The sequence below is a fragment of the Roseateles oligotrophus genome (assembly GCF_014204525.1).
Lineage (GTDB): Bacteria > Pseudomonadota > Gammaproteobacteria > Burkholderiales > Burkholderiaceae_C > Paucibacter_A > Paucibacter_A oligotrophus_A.
On record NZ_JACHLP010000018.1, the window covers coordinates 1 to 13858 of the forward strand.

Below are 13858 nucleotides of genomic sequence, written 5' to 3' on the forward strand. Positions count from 1 at the left end.
CGCCTGTTCCGCCGTAGCGGTGGTTTTTGTCTTGCTTGGCATTCATGCTCCTTGTCGACATGCTATGCCTCACACACAAAGTTTCTGACAGGCTCCGGCAAACGCCTGCCGACCTCGGACTTGCTCGCGCATATGCCAAGGGCCAAGAACGCCGACCATTTACTGCAGTACCGGCGGGAAGTTATCCGGGTGCTCCCGTCAATCGATACGGCCTAGCAGGGTATCCGTATCTTGCATATTGACCACGCAGAAATCTATGAAGGATCTCACCTTGGGTGACATGTTTTTGGACGACAAATAGACGGCACAAATGTCCAAGTGCTCCAGCGTCCATTCGTCGAGCAAGCGCACAAGCGTGCCCTTTGCCAAGGAACTCGCCACCACATACTGAGCAATAGGTGCAATGCCGATACTGCTGAGCGCCAAATCTCTCAGGAAAATGCTGTTGTTGGCACTGACAACAGGTTTGACTTTGACCTTCTCAATCGCATGTTCTCGCCTGAGTACCCACACATCGACATTGGGTCTCCCGGTAAACACCAGACACTTGTGATCCAGCAAATCACTCGGCGACTCCGGCATTCCATGCTTACCAACATACTCAGGGGAGGCGCAAAGGATACGTTCAGTCCGACCCAGCAAACGAGAGTGCAGCGAAGTATCAAGGGAACTGCCGATCCGGATCGCAACATCGATGCGTTCTGCCGTGAGGTCCAGTACATCATCGGTGATCACCGTCTCCACGGTGACCTTGGGGTGTGCCTGCGAGAACGCGCTCAGGATTGGCCCCAGTCGCGTCAGCCCGAAGGACATGGGAATCGTGATACGGATCGGGCCGACAAGGCCGTCTCGCTGAGAAGCAATGAACTCCTCCGCGGCCTCAAAATCTGCAAGCATCTTCACGCAGTATTCAAGATAGCCAACACCAGCGCTGCTCAGTGATACAGAGCGGGTTGTACGGTTGAGTAGGCGAAGGTCGATCCGGGCCTCCAGTCTGGAGACGATGCGCGAAACATTCGGCGGATCAATACCCAATTTTTCGGCTGCGCGTGTAAAGCTGAGGCTCTGCGCCACAGCGACGAACGCCCGCATCTCTGAAAACATCTGCGCGTCGGCAAATTTCATCGTTGCATTTGAACGGAAAGCAGCGTTGCTGTCACGGTTGATAGCAATGTGTGGCTTTGCCCAGCATTTGTTTGGGGCAAGTGGATCGGCACAGTCGAGTCCACCATGCAGATCGTCCTACTTGACCTTGATGCCGTACCGGCTGACCTTGCCGAACTGCGACAGATCGCGCCCTGTCGGGAATACCGCTTCACAAGTCCGACCGAGTTGATTGGACGTTGCCAGGAGGTTGACGTCGTTGTCACGGCAAATGTGGCATTGACGGCCGCAGCCATGCGCAAGATGCCCAACCTTGAGTTGGTCGTCGTGGTCGGACCTTCACTTGAGCGAATCGATCTGGCCTTCTGCCACGAAGCCGGGATAGCCGTCCGGAATTGCGATGGCTACGCGGAAGTCGGGTTGGCCGAGCATGCGGTGGCCTTGATGCTTAGCTTGAGTCGCCAGCTGCCTGGGCCGTTCTGCGGCGTCGCATCACTGGCGCTGGCAGAAGCAAGCCAATTGAACATGCCTGCCCAGGATCTGCGAGGGCAGGTACTTGGTCTGGTGGGAACAGGAACGATGGGTCGTTCTCTTGCACGCCTCGCCAAAGCCATGTGCATGCAGGTCGTTCACGCCGAAAGGAAACACGCGGTATCGGTCCGCGATGGCTATGTGCGCTTTCAGGACGCGCTCGCGACCTGCGATGTCCTGAGCCTTCACTGCATTCTGACGCCAGAAACAGCAGGGATGCTTGGCCGCGCCGAGTTTGCCGCCATGAAACGAGGCGCCTTGCTTATCAATACGGCGCACGGTGCCTTGGTACAGCTGGGGCCGCTCCGACAGGCACTCCAGGATGGATGCCTGGGCGGCGCAGGCCTGGATTGCGATCTCAATGATTTGGGCGAGTTGACAAGGCAGGACTCGGCAATACCACCCCACTTGATCATCACGCCCCGCGTGGCTCACCGCAGCAGCAGTTCCCGCAAACGCCTGGGTGAAATGCTTGTGGAGCAAATCCGATCCCATCTGTGCGCCAACGGCAAAGAGCGCAGCACGGCGAATCAAAACCCACTGTGACAGGAACCCCATGAACCCCACACGAATCATCGACGCCCATCACCACATCTGGCGCAAGCAGGATGTGCCATGGTTGGCGGATGAGCCCAGGCCACGAATCTTCGGGCCTTACGAAGGCATTCGCCGTGACTACCTAGCAACCGAGTACATGGAGGATTTGGCTTCCTGGCGAGTCGAGAAGTCGGTTTACGTCCAATGCAATTGGGACCCCAAGCGAGCGGTGGAAGAGACGCGTTGGGTACAGAAAGTGGCTGACGAAGTGGGCTTCCCTCACGGCATCGTGGCCTACGCAGACTTGCGCCGGCCCGACGTGGACGCACAACTCGATGCCCACGCTGCCTGCGCGAACCTGTGCGGTATCCGTCAACAGATTCACTGGCATGAGAACCCGCACTGGGCTTATGTCGAACAGGCCGATCTATTCAACACGCCGCAATGGCAAGACGGTTTGCGCAAGGTTGCAGCGCGAGGGCTTGCCTTCGACTTGCAGATCTTTCCTTCGCAAATGAAAGCGATCTGCGCGGTGGTAGAGAAATTCCCTGACCTGCCTTTTGTGCTGAACCACGCCGGCATGCTGAATGACCGCAGCGAACTGGGCTTGGCCCGGTGGCGCGACGGCATGAGACATCTGGCGCAGCAGCCTCATGTGGTCGTGAAGTTCTCAGGGCTCAATACCTTCGAACACCGGTGTGCTGCCGATCTCATGCGTCCGATCGTGCAGGAATCGCTGGAACAGTTCGGCGCGCAACGCTGCATGTATGGCTCGAACTTTCCGATTGAGAAGCTCTGGACCACGTACCAGGGCTACGTGGCTGATCTGATCGAGGCCATTGGCGTGGTCACCCAGGAGGAGTTGGACGCCATCTTCTTCTCGACAGCGGCGCGTATCTACAAGCTTTGAGATCGACAAGACAAGAGCAGGAGACAGCAATGGAAAACCAAGAACTCGACAACTGGACGGTTGTCACGGGCGGCACGGACGGCATTGGCTTTGCCATCGCCGAACGTTTTGCACGCGGTGGATCCAATGTGATTGTGATAGGCAAGGAAAAGGATCTGTGCGAGCGGGCTGCCGCACGCCTGAGTAAGCACGGCACAAAGGCCGTCGCCGCCTGCATTGATTTTTCCCAGGCTGGGGCCATCGAGGCGGCCGTCCAATCGGTGCGCTCGGCCACAAAGCGTGTATGCACGCTCGTCAACAACGTCGGAATGATCCGCTTCACACCCCTGGCCGAGGCCACGGAAGCGGAGTTCGACGCGTTCGTCAACGTCAACATCCGTCCGGCCTACTTCCTCTCGCAGGCCTTATTGCCTGAGTTGCGAGCGAGCCGGGGGAACGTCATCAATATGACGTCCTACTTCGCCAGCAAGATGCTGCCTGGCCGTCCGTCCACGCTCTACTCGATGACCAAGGGGGCGATCAAATCGTTGAGCACCGCCATGGCCTACGAGTTGGGTCCGCAGGGCGTGCGCGTCAATGCGATTGCACCGGGCACGGTCGACAGCCCGGGCCGCAGCGCAGAGATCGAGAAGATGCCGGTCGTCGCACAGGAGCGCTTGGCTGAATACAACCGACAAAGCTATCCGATCGGGCGTATCGGGGAACCTGAGGACGTGGCCAATCTGGCCTTCTTCCTGAGCTCCGCGGAAGCCGCCTGGATCACAGGATCGACGATGGCGGTCGATGGTGGCTTGACAGCGGGATGACACCATGAAGATCCTCCTCAATGTCTTGATGAACGGCTTGACGCTCGCCTGTATCTATTTCATGGTGGCCTGCGGCTTCAGCCTGATCTTCGGTCTCCTGCGCACCATCAACCTGGCGCACGGCTCTCTGTACCTGGTGGGCGCCTATGTGGGGCATGACCTCGGCGTGCGGACGTCGAGTTGGGTACTCGGGCTGGCGGGCGGGGCCCTGGCTGCCGGCTTGGTCGGTGCGCTGATGCAAGTGGTGCTGCTGCGCAAGACAGAAGGCGACAACCTGCGCCAGGCCTTGCTGACGGTCGGCTTCTCGATCGTCGTTGCCGACTTGCTGCTATGGCATTACGGCGCGGCCACCTATCAGTTCGACTTGCCTGCCGCCGTGGCCGAAGCGACAGACATTCCCGGCGTCGGACCGTATTCGACGATCCGCCTTTTGGTTGTCGCCATGGCTGTACTGGTGGGTCTGGCGCTGTGGCTGATCCTGCGCTTCACCAAGCTGGGCATGGCGGTCCGGGCTGCCGTCGATGACCGCGTCATGCTGGCCGCGCTGGGCTTCGAGGTGCGCAGCCTTTATCTGGTGATCTTCGTCCTGGGAGCTCTGGTTTGCGGCCTGGCAGGTGTCGTCGGCGGCTCGGTATTTTCGGTAGCTCCGGGAGAGGATGCTCGCTTCCTTCTGTCCTCCCTGGTGGTCGTCATCATCGGCGGTATGGGTAGCCTCCCCGGGGCAGCAATGGGCGCGTTGCTGGTGGGATTCTCCGAGCAACTCGGTTTGGCCTACTTCCCAAACTATGCCGTCACTGCCACCTTCGGTTTGATGGTGGCCGTGCTTGCCGTTCGCCCCCATGGCCTGTTTGGAAGGGCATGAGATGAAAAGTTCATTTCCGTGGTTGAGCGCCATCTGCGTACTGCTGGCTGTCGCCCCCTTCTTGCTACCTGATTTCTGGACTCTGAATATCCTGGCGCGGGCGCTCTCCTTGGGCATTGTGGCTTTGAGCCTGAGCTTTCTGGTTCGCTACTGCAATATGGTGTCGCTATGCCAGATGAGCATCGCCGGTGTCGCCGGTTATGTACTGGCCTTGCTGAGCACCAATTCAACAGGTCTGGGGGTTGTCGTGCCATGGCCCTATGCCATCGCGGCAGCGCTTCTGGCTGCGACCTTGTTCGGCGCGCTGGTCGGATGGGTCTCGTACCGTTCCTCCGACGTGTACTTGCTGATGCTTACCCTGGCCATTGCGGTATGCACCTTGTTCTTCATCCAGCAAAACATGGAAGTCTTCAATGGTTTTGATGGCATCAGCGGCCTGGCCGCACCAGCGTTCCTCGCGGATCCCGATACCCGATCAGATCGCCTCTACTGGCTTATAGCGGCCATTTCCATATTGGCTTTTTCGGCTTTTAGCTATGCCGAGAGAACTCCACTGGGTATGACGCTCCAGGCCATGCGCGACAACCCGCGCCGTTTCCAGGCACTGGGCTACAACATGCGCAACTACCGCGTCATCGCCTTCGCATTGGCCGGTGCCATTGCGGGCGTCGGTGGCGTACTCACGACGCTCTACAACGCACAGGTCTCGCCCGGCACGATCGATGTGCAGGCCAACGTCGCCATCCTCGTCATGTGCGTTCTTGGCGGGCAGAAGCGACCGGCAGGTGCTTTTCTTGGCGCACTGCTTTACATCCTGCTCGAGGTGTATTCGCCACAGCTATTCAGCCGTGAGCGCTTCAACCTGCTGCTCGGCTCCACCTTTCTGCTGATCCTTTATTTCTCACCCGACGGGTTGATGGGACTCTTGTCCCACCGGTCCTCCCGATTCGCCGCCAAATTTCGCAGAGGCAAGGCGGCTACTTTGTCCATCAAACGGAGACATATATGAGCATCCATTCAAGCCTCACCAAGACGGTTCGACACGGGTTGCGCCTTCACGTGCTGGCAACCTGCATAGCGCTAGCCGCCGGTGCTCAAGCGCAGAACATCAGAATCGGTGTACTTGCCACTTTGGACGGGCCGCTGGCGCTGCTGGGCCAGGACTCCATGCGCGGTGCGGAACTCGCAGTCGATGAATTCAATGGCCAGATCGGCACACGCAAGATCGAACTGGTCAAGGAGTCCAGCAACGCCAAACCCGATGTCGCAGTAGCAAAGGCGAAGAAGCTGATCGAGCAGGATAAGGTCGATTTCATGATCGGCCCCCTGTCCGGCTCGGAGGGCTTGGCTGTCAAGGAATATGCAAAAACAGTTCCCGCCAAGACATTCATCAACGGTACCTCCGCCGCACAGGAACTGACACTGCGCGACCCAGCACCAAACATGTTTCGATTTACCGGTGATGGCGCGCAATGGCAGGCGGGCCTGGGAACCTATGTCTACGACGTCAAGAAATACAAACGCGTGGTTCTGGTATCGGAGGACTACTCCTTCCCCTACAGCCAGGTCGCGGGTTTTGCTGCGGAATTCTGCGCCAAGGGCGGCAAGATCGTCGAGAAGTTCTGGGTGCCGCTGGGTACCAAGGACTTCAGTTCCGTGATCGCCAAGATTCCGTCCGGAATCGATGCGATTTACATCATTGTCTCGGGCGCCGATGCGGTGAACTTCCTGACGCAATACCAGCAATCTGGAGGCAAGCTTCCCTTGATCGGCGGCACACCAACGGTCGACCGCAATGTGCTTAGCACCAAGGGCGGGTTTCGCAAGACCGCCATCGGCGTGGTGACGGCGGGCCCGCTGTCCGAGGGCAACGACGACCCTCAATGGGTGAGCCTTGTAAAGGCGTATCAGAAGAAATTTCCGGACGGCCTGGGCTCGCCTTCCTTCGGTGCGCTGACCTACTACGTCAATATGAAAGCTGCATTGACCGCTTTGGCCACGGTCAAGGGCGACATGAATGATGATCAGAAGCAGTTCCGCGCGGCCCTGCAGGCAACAGTCGTGGATACGCCCATGGGCCGGGTCTCGCTCGACGCCAATCGTCAGGGCATTGTGGATAACTTCATTTCCGAAGTAGCTGAGAACGCGGACGGCGCATTGCACCTAAAGCTGGTGGCACGCGCCAAGGGCATCAACCAGACGCTGGGCGTGCCGCGTGACGTCTTCCTGGCTCGCGGCCCTGCAAGCCGTGATAACCCGTCCTGCCCCTGATATGAGCACGCAGACCGGAAAATCTTGCCTGCAGATTCGCGAAGTTCGCATGAGCTTCGGCGCGCTGCATGCCGTTGACGGTGTCAGCCTCGATCTCGGACTGGGCGAGCGGCATGCCCTGCTGGGCACCAATGGCGCAGGCAAGACGACGCTGTTCAACCTGATCACGGGGGATCTGCTGCCCACCAGCGGCCAGATCCACCTCTACGGGCATGACATCACGGCTTTGCCGGCGCATCGGCGATGCGCGCTCGGCATCGGGCGGACCTATCAGATCCCGCTGCTATTCGGTGGTTTGAGTGTGCTTGAGAACCTCGTGATCGCCGCGCGAGGCCCACGTCTGGGTGGCTTCTCGCTGAGGCCTATTCGGGAAGACGCCGACAGCCACCTCCTGGCCCGCGAGCTGTGTGCGCGGGTCGGGCTCGGCTCCTTTGCGCAGGCAAGCGTATCACTGCTTTCGCACGGACAAAAAAAGCAGCTGGAGCTGGGTATGGCGCTGGCCACGCAACCCAGCGTGCTGCTGCTCGATGAACCCGCCGCCGGGCTCTCTCCGAATGATCGCAAGACACTCACAGGCCTGATCCTGGACCTGCCCCGGGAACTGTCCATTCTGTTCGTTGAACACGATATGGAGGTTGCCATGATGTTGGCCGATCGGGTGACAGTCATGAAAGACGGGCGCATCTTCGCCTCTGGTTTTCCGGATGATGTGCGCAAGGACGAGCAGGTGCTGCGGCTGTACATGGGCGAACCGCTGGAGCTCTTTGCATGAAAGTAGTCGCACTTCAGGCCTCTTATGGCGAGGCGCGCGTCCTGGATGACATCTCTTTCGAGATCGGCTCTCAGCCGGTAGGTATCGTCGGTCGCAACGGCATGGGCAAGACAACCCTGTGTGCCTCGCTCACCGCGATGGGCCCATGCGTCAGCGGCAAGATTCTGTGGGATGGCGAAGATATTGGCGGGCTGTCGGCAACGCAGGTGGCGCGCAAGGGCATCGCGATCGTTCCGCAGGGCCGCCGGGTGTTCAGGTCGCTCACCGTGGAGGAGCACCTGCGATTGGTAGCACCTAGGGGGGCCAACTGCCGCTGGACAAGCCAGGCCGTGCTTGAGCTGTTCCCCCGGCTGCGTGAAAGACTGAGCAATCGCGCCCATCAGTTGTCGGGCGGGGAGCAGCAGATGCTTGCCATCGCCCGGGCCCTGTTGCGACAGCCGCGCCTGCTGGTGCTTGACGAACCGTCCGAAGGTTTGGCTCCCGTGGTGGTGAGCCATCTCGTTAGGGTGCTTAAACAGGTGTCTGCCGAGGGCACCATGCTTTTGGTGGTGGAACAGAACCTGCAGGTCGCTGCTGCTGTTGCCCCGCGCATCCTGGTCATGGTGTCGGGGCAAATCGCCCTCGACACCGATGGCCGAACCCTGCTTGCAGACACCGAGATGCAGGGCAAATACCTGGGCGTCGGCCATCACTGACCGCCAGCCCGCCCACTCTTCCGTTTCAATTATTTGCAAGGATCCCTATGAAGCTGGTCAATTTCCTCGTCAATGGCGAGACACGTATGGGCGTGCTCGACGACGGCCAAGTAGTCGACGTGCTGGCGCTTCACGAAGCGCAGCCCTTTCTCGACGGCGCTGCGGTGCGGGCCATGAGCGATACCGCCTCGGTCATCACCCACTGGGTCACGCTCAAGCCCCTTTTCGAGGACGCGGTGGCACGCAGCCGCAAGACCACCGGGGCGCGCCCACGTATGGAGGATGTGACGCTAACCGCGCCGATACGGCCCAGCACCATCCTTTGTTCGGGCAGCAACTACCTGAGTCACAACCAGGAAAAAGCCAATGCTGACACCAGCGGCAAGGAGCCAGAGTTCTTCGTCAAGACCGGCGACTGTGTGATCGGATCAAGGGAGCAAATCATTCATGACCCCTTGCTCACCAGCAAGCTGGACGGCGAAGTTGAATTGGCTGTCGTGATCGGAAAGCCTGGCAGACATATTGCCGTTGAAGACGCACTAGATCATGTCTTCGGCTACACCATCGTCAACGACGTGACCGCCCGCGATCGTCAAGTGCGTCGGCGACCCGATGGCTCCTACTGGTACGAACTCGGCCGTGGCAAGCTGTTCGACACCAGCGCGCCGATGGGGCCTTGCATTGTCACCCGTGACGAGTTACCGGACCCTCAGCGCATCACGGTGCGTTCCTGGGTCAACGGCGAGTTGCGCCAGATCAGCAGCACCTCGCAAATGATCTGGACGGTTGCGGAGCTGATCCACTTTTTCTCCATCAATATGACACTGCGCCCGGGCATGGTGATCATCACGGGCACGCCTAGCGGCACCGCGTGGTCGACCGATCACGAACTGGGCGGCCACTGGGTCGGGACAAATGGCATGGTGCCCGCTCCCGGCTACTTGAAGAAAGGCGATGTCATCGTTTGCGAGATCGACGGCATCGGTCGCCTTGAGAACGCCGTCGCGGCCTGAGCGGGCATCGTCATGCTTGTACCGTCCTTCACCGCAGCCCAGACCTCATGCCGGGCGCTGGAACACGTCGGCGTACACATGGACAGCGCGGCCTTGCAAGTGGACCTGCTGCTTGAGGCCGACCTGCGGGGCCGGCCCTCCCATGGCTTGATGCGTTTGCCTCGCCTCGTCGAGCGCATCTGCAATGGCGTGCTCAATCCTGGGGCTACCGGACAGCATCAATGGCGCGGCAATTTTCTCGAAGTGGACGGACAGAACGGTCTCGGACCGGTCGTCGCCTGCTCCGCGCTCGATGCACTTGCTGCGGCAAGCCGACAGCATGGCCTAGCCCTCGCCGCCATACGCCATAACAACCATCTCGGCATGCTGGCCTGGTATGCCCAGCGCATGGCCGCGCAGGGGTTGATCCTCATCGCGGCCAGCACCAGCGAAGCCCTGGTCCACCCCTGGGGTGGCCGCCGCGCGATGCTGGGCACCAATCCGCTGGCGATCGGCATTCCTATCGCGGGCAAGCCCTTCATTCTCGACATGGCAACCAGCGTCGTGTCGATGGGTCAGATTCACGACCATGCGCTTCGCGGGCAGCAAATCCCGGCCCATTGGGCCTTGGATGCACAAGGCCAAGCCACAACTGATGCGGCAGCAGCGCGGCAAGGTTCCATTGCGCCATTTGGCGAGGCCAAAGGCTATGCCCTTGGCCTGGCTCTGGAATTGCTCATCACCTGTTTGGCCGGTTCGGCGATTGGCACAGATGTTGTCGGCACGCTGGACTCGACCCAGGTCTGCAACAAAGGCGACCTCTTCATCGTTATCAACCCGGGGGAGCGTCCGGACTTGGCTCGGCAACTGTCTGGCTATCTGGATGCCGTGCGCGGATCCGGTGGCTCCGATCAGACTGTGTCTGTTCCGGGTGACCGGGCGATGCAGGTGCGGGCCTCAAACCTGGAGTCCGGCATCACCCTGGCCGATGACGTGTGGCGCCAGATTCAGCGGATGGCTGGGCGGCAAACCCAATCGACGGAGCAACAAGCATGAACTTATATGGAGTTTCTCGCTCGCCCTCACAGATTCTGTTTGGGGCCGGCCAACGCCATGCCTTGCCCGCAGTGGTCAGGGCCTATGGGCGACGCGTTTTCATCTGCTCGGACAAACGCCTGCGACAAGATCCCGCTCTTGTCGCGCTTGCAAACAGCCTGGAGATGGCCGGGATCATGGTCGCCATATATGAGGGCACGATTGCCGAATTGCCCATCTCCTGCATTCAGGAAGCTGCGGCACTCGCAAAGGCATTCAATCCTGACGTGATCATCGGGCTTGGCGGAGGAAGCTGCATGGACATCGCCAAGCTGGTCGCCCTGTTGCTGGCCCATCCGGCCGAGCTCTCCAACTACTACGGTGAGTTCCGCGTACCCGGTCCGGTACGCCCCCTCATCGCCATCCCAACGACGGCAGGCACCGGTTCTGAGGTCACGCCCGTGGCCGTATTGGCAGACCCCGCGCGTGCGACCAAAGTCGGTATTTCCAGCCCTTATCTGATCCCGGTCGTGGCTTTGTGCGATCCGGAACTCACTCGCAGTTGCCCAAAAAGCCTGACCGCTATTGCTGGGGCGGATGCCTTGACCCACGCGATCGAAGCCTTCACTTCGGTGCGCAAGTCGCCGACGCCTGAGTTGGCCCAAACCCAAGTTTTTGTAGGGAAGAACGCCATGAGCGATGTCCACGCCCGCGTAGCCATTTCTGCTTTGGCGGCCCATCTGGCCCAGGCCGTCGAGGACGGCAATGACATGCAGGCGCGAGCGCAGGTGATGTACGGGGCCCTCCACGCTGGCCTGGCTTTCGGTGTAGCAGGTACGGCGGCTGCCCATGCGATCCAGTATCCGGTGGGCGCCGAAACCCACACGGCACACGGTGCAGGTGTTGCCGCGCTGATGCCCTACGTTATGGAGTTCAACCGGCGGAGTCGGATCCCGGAATTCGCGGAGATCGCACGCCTGTTTGGAGTGGCATCGGTTGGCGACTCGGATGCGCTCTTGTCAAGGAAGGCCATTGACGCCGTTGACGCCTTGTTTCAACGCATAGGCATCCCCCGCTCGCTCTCGGAACTGGGACTCTCCGACGGACAGGTGCATGTTGTCTCTATCCAGGCCATGCAGGCGACTCGCCTGGTCAACAACAACCCGGAAGCTCTGGATGAACAGGCCATGCGGCGCATTGTCGATGCCGCTCAATCGGGCGACCGCAGTTCGCTTGCCGCCCTCTGAAACCATGAGAAACGAAATGACTACTGAAACATTTGAGTTCGCCTATGAAGGACAGAAGATGCGCGTGAACACCCGCTTGTTCATCGCAGGACAGTGGCGTGCCGCCAGCAACGGTGCACGCATCGACGTGTTCAACCCTTCCACCGAGGAACGGCTCGCGAGCGTGGCAGACGCCACCCCGGACGATGCCAGGGATGCCGTGGATGCCGCAGCCGGGGTGGCGGCATCATGGGCCGCAACGCCACCACGCCAACGCGGAGAGATCCTGCGCCGGGCCTACGAGTTGATGAGTTCGAGGCTGGATAGCTTCGCCTATCTGATCGCTCTTGAGAATGGCAAGGCCTTGGTCGATGCCAGGGGAGAAGCTGCGTATGCCGCCGAGTTTTTCAGGTGGTATGCCGAGGAAGCCGTTCGCGGCGTCGGTGAACTGGGCCTGGCGCCAACGGGCAGCAATCGCATCCTCGTGCAATACCAGCCGGTCGGCATTTCCGTGCTCGTCACGCCCTGGAATTTCCCCGCCGCTATGGCCACACGCAAGATCGCCCCTGCGCTTGCCGCCGGCTGTACTTGCATCTTGAAACCAGCCACCGAGACGCCGCTCACCGCCTATGCTATCGCCACCCTGCTGGCGGAGGCCGGTGTGCCGGACGGTGTTGTGAACGTCCTGACCTCGTCCAAGGCAGGGCCACTTGTCAGCACCATGCTGCACGACCCACGGGTACGTAAGCTATCGTTCACCGGCTCGACGCCGGTGGGCAGGACACTGCTCAAGCAGGCCGCAGACCAAGTCATCAACTGCTCAATGGAGTTGGGCGGCAACGCACCCTTCCTCGTGTTTGAAGATGCCGACCTAGACGCTGCAATCGACGGTGCCATGGTGGCGAAGATGCGAAACGGCGGTGAAGCCTGCACGGCCGCCAACCGCTTCTATGTGCATCGTTCGGTGATCGGCGAATTCACAGTCAGGTTCGCGGCCCGCATGAGCGCGCTGACGATGGGCGTGGGCTCCCTGCAGGAGACGCAGCTCGGCCCTATGGTCAATCGGGCCAGCCGCGACAAGATTGCCGAGTTGGTGGCTGATGCGGTCGAGCGTGGTGCGCAGATCGTGACGGGAGGTCAGGTCCCGGACACTCGGGGTTACTTCTACCCGGCAACGGTGCTGGCAAACGTGAGCCTGGACTCGCGGCTTTTGCATGAGGAAATTTTTGGCCCCGTGGCTGCCGTGCTCCCCTTTGACCAGGAAGAAGAGGTCATTGGGTACGCCAATCAAACGGAATACGGTCTGGCAGCCTATGTCTATACCCGCGATCTGTCGCGAGGCCTGCGCGTTGCGGAACGGATCGAGGCCGGAATGATCGCCTTGAACCGAGGCATGGTTTCCGACCCTGCAGCGCCATTCGGCGGTGTCAAGCAGAGTGGTATCGGGCGTGAAGGTGGGCATCATGGGCTACTTGAGTTCATGGAAGCCAAGTACATCGCGGCCAGTTGGTAGCTTGGACGATGTCAATCCCCCGCGCGCTGGCGGTCATCACGGCCCAGGCCCTGGCATGCAGCAATTTCAGCTTTCAGGATGGATCACATTCGATCTTCGCTGGAGAACTGATACCAGCTGGGCTTCTTTCTCCACGCAGGAGAGACGATGTTGTCGCAGAAGACGCTGGTCGACGTTGCTTTTTGCGCCACGGCCATCACCAAGGCTTCATCCGTACCCAAGTCTTGACAGAAGCTTTCGCGAAACTTGTCATGTTAGACCCAGAAGGCCATCGATCTTCACGACGTACCCGAGAGGATCACCGTCAACAAGAGCGGCGCCGACACGGCTGCCATGCATAGCCTGATCACCAACAGCGGCATGGCGAGCTTGCTGGAAGTCGGCTGCATGGCGCATGCGCGGCGCAATTTCTACGAACTTCGGGCCAACCGTCGCAGCCTGATCGCCGAACAGGTGCTGAGCCACTTCGGCAAGCTGTACGAGGTCGAACGCGAGGTGCAGGCATCTGCACTAGGGTGTGTTGACATTCAAGTCATGCAGACGATGGAGCCGACGAGACTGATGAACGAGGTAAACCGTTCGGCCAGCTTTTCGTAGCGAGTGG

The 13858-nt window shown here is 60.1% G+C and carries 13 protein-coding genes and 3 pseudogenes; 14 read left to right on the forward strand and 2 right to left on the reverse strand.

Translation table 11 applies throughout. The features are described from left to right. Positions 1 to 198: 198 nt before the first annotated feature. Positions 199 to 1125, reverse strand: coding sequence for a LysR family transcriptional regulator (locus HNP55_RS23710; RefSeq protein WP_184304847.1), 927 nt, complete (start codon positions 1123 to 1125; stop codon positions 199 to 201). A gap of 105 nt (positions 1126 to 1230) precedes the next feature. Here HNP55_RS23710 and HNP55_RS23715 point away from each other — a divergent pair, with 105 nt between their 5' ends. From HNP55_RS23715 to HNP55_RS23770, 12 genes are read left to right on the forward strand one after another with little or no spacing between them, the layout of a single operon-like run. Next, positions 1231 to 2181, forward strand: coding sequence for an NAD(P)-dependent oxidoreductase (locus HNP55_RS23715; protein WP_184304849.1), 951 nt, complete (start codon positions 1231 to 1233; stop codon positions 2179 to 2181). A 10-nt stretch (positions 2182 to 2191) separates the two neighbouring features. After that, entirely contained in the window at positions 2192 to 3082 is an 891-nt protein-coding gene (locus HNP55_RS23720; RefSeq protein ID WP_184304851.1) for an amidohydrolase family protein, read from the forward strand. Between the two features lie 29 nt (positions 3083 to 3111). Next, positions 3112 to 3888, forward strand: coding sequence for an SDR family NAD(P)-dependent oxidoreductase (locus HNP55_RS23725; protein WP_184304853.1), 777 nt, complete (start codon positions 3112 to 3114; stop codon positions 3886 to 3888). Between the two features lie 4 nt (positions 3889 to 3892). After that, positions 3893 to 4750: a branched-chain amino acid ABC transporter permease gene (locus HNP55_RS23730; RefSeq protein ID WP_184304855.1), complete on the forward strand. Its 858-nt coding sequence runs from the start codon at positions 3893 to 3895 to the stop codon at positions 4748 to 4750. 1 nt (position 4751) lies between these two features. After that, positions 4752 to 5759, forward strand: a complete 1008-nt coding sequence (locus tag HNP55_RS23735; RefSeq protein WP_184304857.1) for a branched-chain amino acid ABC transporter permease — start codon at positions 4752 to 4754, stop codon at positions 5757 to 5759. After that, positions 5756 to 7021 carry an ABC transporter substrate-binding protein gene (locus tag HNP55_RS23740; protein WP_184304860.1) on the forward strand — a complete coding sequence of 422 codons (1266 nt, stop codon included), beginning with the start codon at positions 5756 to 5758 and terminating at the stop codon, positions 7019 to 7021. The genes HNP55_RS23735 and HNP55_RS23740 overlap by 4 nt, the downstream gene beginning before the upstream one ends. A 1-nt stretch (position 7022) precedes the next feature. Further along, positions 7023 to 7793 (forward strand): ABC transporter ATP-binding protein, encoded by a 771-nt coding sequence (locus tag HNP55_RS23745; protein ID WP_184304862.1) that lies wholly within the window; start codon positions 7023 to 7025, stop codon positions 7791 to 7793. Beyond that, complete coding sequence (locus HNP55_RS23750) at positions 7790 to 8488, forward strand: ABC transporter ATP-binding protein (RefSeq protein WP_184304864.1); 699 nt, start codon at positions 7790 to 7792, stop codon at positions 8486 to 8488. Before HNP55_RS23745 ends, HNP55_RS23750 begins: the two co-directional genes overlap by 4 nt. A gap of 47 nt (positions 8489 to 8535) precedes the next feature. Then, positions 8536 to 9501 (forward strand): fumarylacetoacetate hydrolase family protein, encoded by a 966-nt coding sequence (locus HNP55_RS23755; protein ID WP_184304866.1) that lies wholly within the window; start codon positions 8536 to 8538, stop codon positions 9499 to 9501. Positions 9502 to 9513: 12 nt separating this feature from the next. Then, entirely contained in the window at positions 9514 to 10536 is a 1023-nt protein-coding gene (locus HNP55_RS23760; protein ID WP_184304868.1) for an Ldh family oxidoreductase, read from the forward strand. Further along, on the forward strand, positions 10533 to 11762 hold the full coding sequence (locus tag HNP55_RS23765; protein WP_184304870.1) for an iron-containing alcohol dehydrogenase: 1230 nt from the start codon (positions 10533 to 10535) through the stop codon (positions 11760 to 11762). Before HNP55_RS23760 ends, HNP55_RS23765 begins: the two co-directional genes overlap by 4 nt. A gap of 16 nt (positions 11763 to 11778) precedes the next feature. Next, positions 11779 to 13254, forward strand: coding sequence for an NAD-dependent succinate-semialdehyde dehydrogenase (locus tag HNP55_RS23770; protein ID WP_184304872.1), 1476 nt, complete (start codon positions 11779 to 11781; stop codon positions 13252 to 13254). A gap of 86 nt (positions 13255 to 13340) precedes the next feature. Here HNP55_RS23770 and HNP55_RS24535 read toward each other — a convergent pair. Further along, positions 13341 to 13505: pseudogene (locus tag HNP55_RS24535) on the reverse strand (alpha/beta hydrolase); the annotation flags it as partial. A gap of 10 nt (positions 13506 to 13515) precedes the next feature. Between HNP55_RS24535 and HNP55_RS24540 the strand changes: the two are divergent. Further along, positions 13516 to 13620 (forward strand): annotated as a pseudogene (locus HNP55_RS24540) (IS6 family transposase); the annotation flags it as partial. A gap of 9 nt (positions 13621 to 13629) precedes the next feature. Next, positions 13630 to 13755 (forward strand): annotated as a pseudogene (locus HNP55_RS24545) (transposase); the annotation flags it as partial. Positions 13756 to 13858 lie beyond the last annotated feature (103 nt).

Excerpts from the sequence above, each read along its gene's own strand:
- HNP55_RS23710 (WP_184304847.1), bottom strand. The coding sequence starts at position 1,125 with ATGAAATTTGCCGACGCGCAGATGTTTTCAGAGATGCGGGCGTTCGTC.
- HNP55_RS23715 (WP_184304849.1), top strand. The coding sequence starts at position 1,231 with ATGCAGATCGTCCTACTTGACCTTGATGCCGTACCGGCTGACCTTGCC.
- HNP55_RS23720 (WP_184304851.1), top strand. The coding sequence starts at position 2,192 with ATGAACCCCACACGAATCATCGACGCCCATCACCACATCTGGCGCAAG.
- HNP55_RS23725 (WP_184304853.1), top strand. The coding sequence starts at position 3,112 with ATGGAAAACCAAGAACTCGACAACTGGACGGTTGTCACGGGCGGCACG.
- HNP55_RS23730 (WP_184304855.1), top strand. The coding sequence starts at position 3,893 with ATGAAGATCCTCCTCAATGTCTTGATGAACGGCTTGACGCTCGCCTGT.
- HNP55_RS23735 (WP_184304857.1), top strand. The coding sequence starts at position 4,752 with ATGAAAAGTTCATTTCCGTGGTTGAGCGCCATCTGCGTACTGCTGGCT.
- HNP55_RS23740 (WP_184304860.1), top strand. The coding sequence starts at position 5,756 with ATGAGCATCCATTCAAGCCTCACCAAGACGGTTCGACACGGGTTGCGC.
- HNP55_RS23745 (WP_184304862.1), top strand. The coding sequence starts at position 7,023 with ATGAGCACGCAGACCGGAAAATCTTGCCTGCAGATTCGCGAAGTTCGC.
- HNP55_RS23750 (WP_184304864.1), top strand. The coding sequence starts at position 7,790 with ATGAAAGTAGTCGCACTTCAGGCCTCTTATGGCGAGGCGCGCGTCCTG.
- HNP55_RS23755 (WP_184304866.1), top strand. The coding sequence starts at position 8,536 with ATGAAGCTGGTCAATTTCCTCGTCAATGGCGAGACACGTATGGGCGTG.
- HNP55_RS23760 (WP_184304868.1), top strand. The coding sequence starts at position 9,514 with ATGCTTGTACCGTCCTTCACCGCAGCCCAGACCTCATGCCGGGCGCTG.
- HNP55_RS23765 (WP_184304870.1), top strand. The coding sequence starts at position 10,533 with ATGAACTTATATGGAGTTTCTCGCTCGCCCTCACAGATTCTGTTTGGG.
- HNP55_RS23770 (WP_184304872.1), top strand. The coding sequence starts at position 11,779 with ATGACTACTGAAACATTTGAGTTCGCCTATGAAGGACAGAAGATGCGC.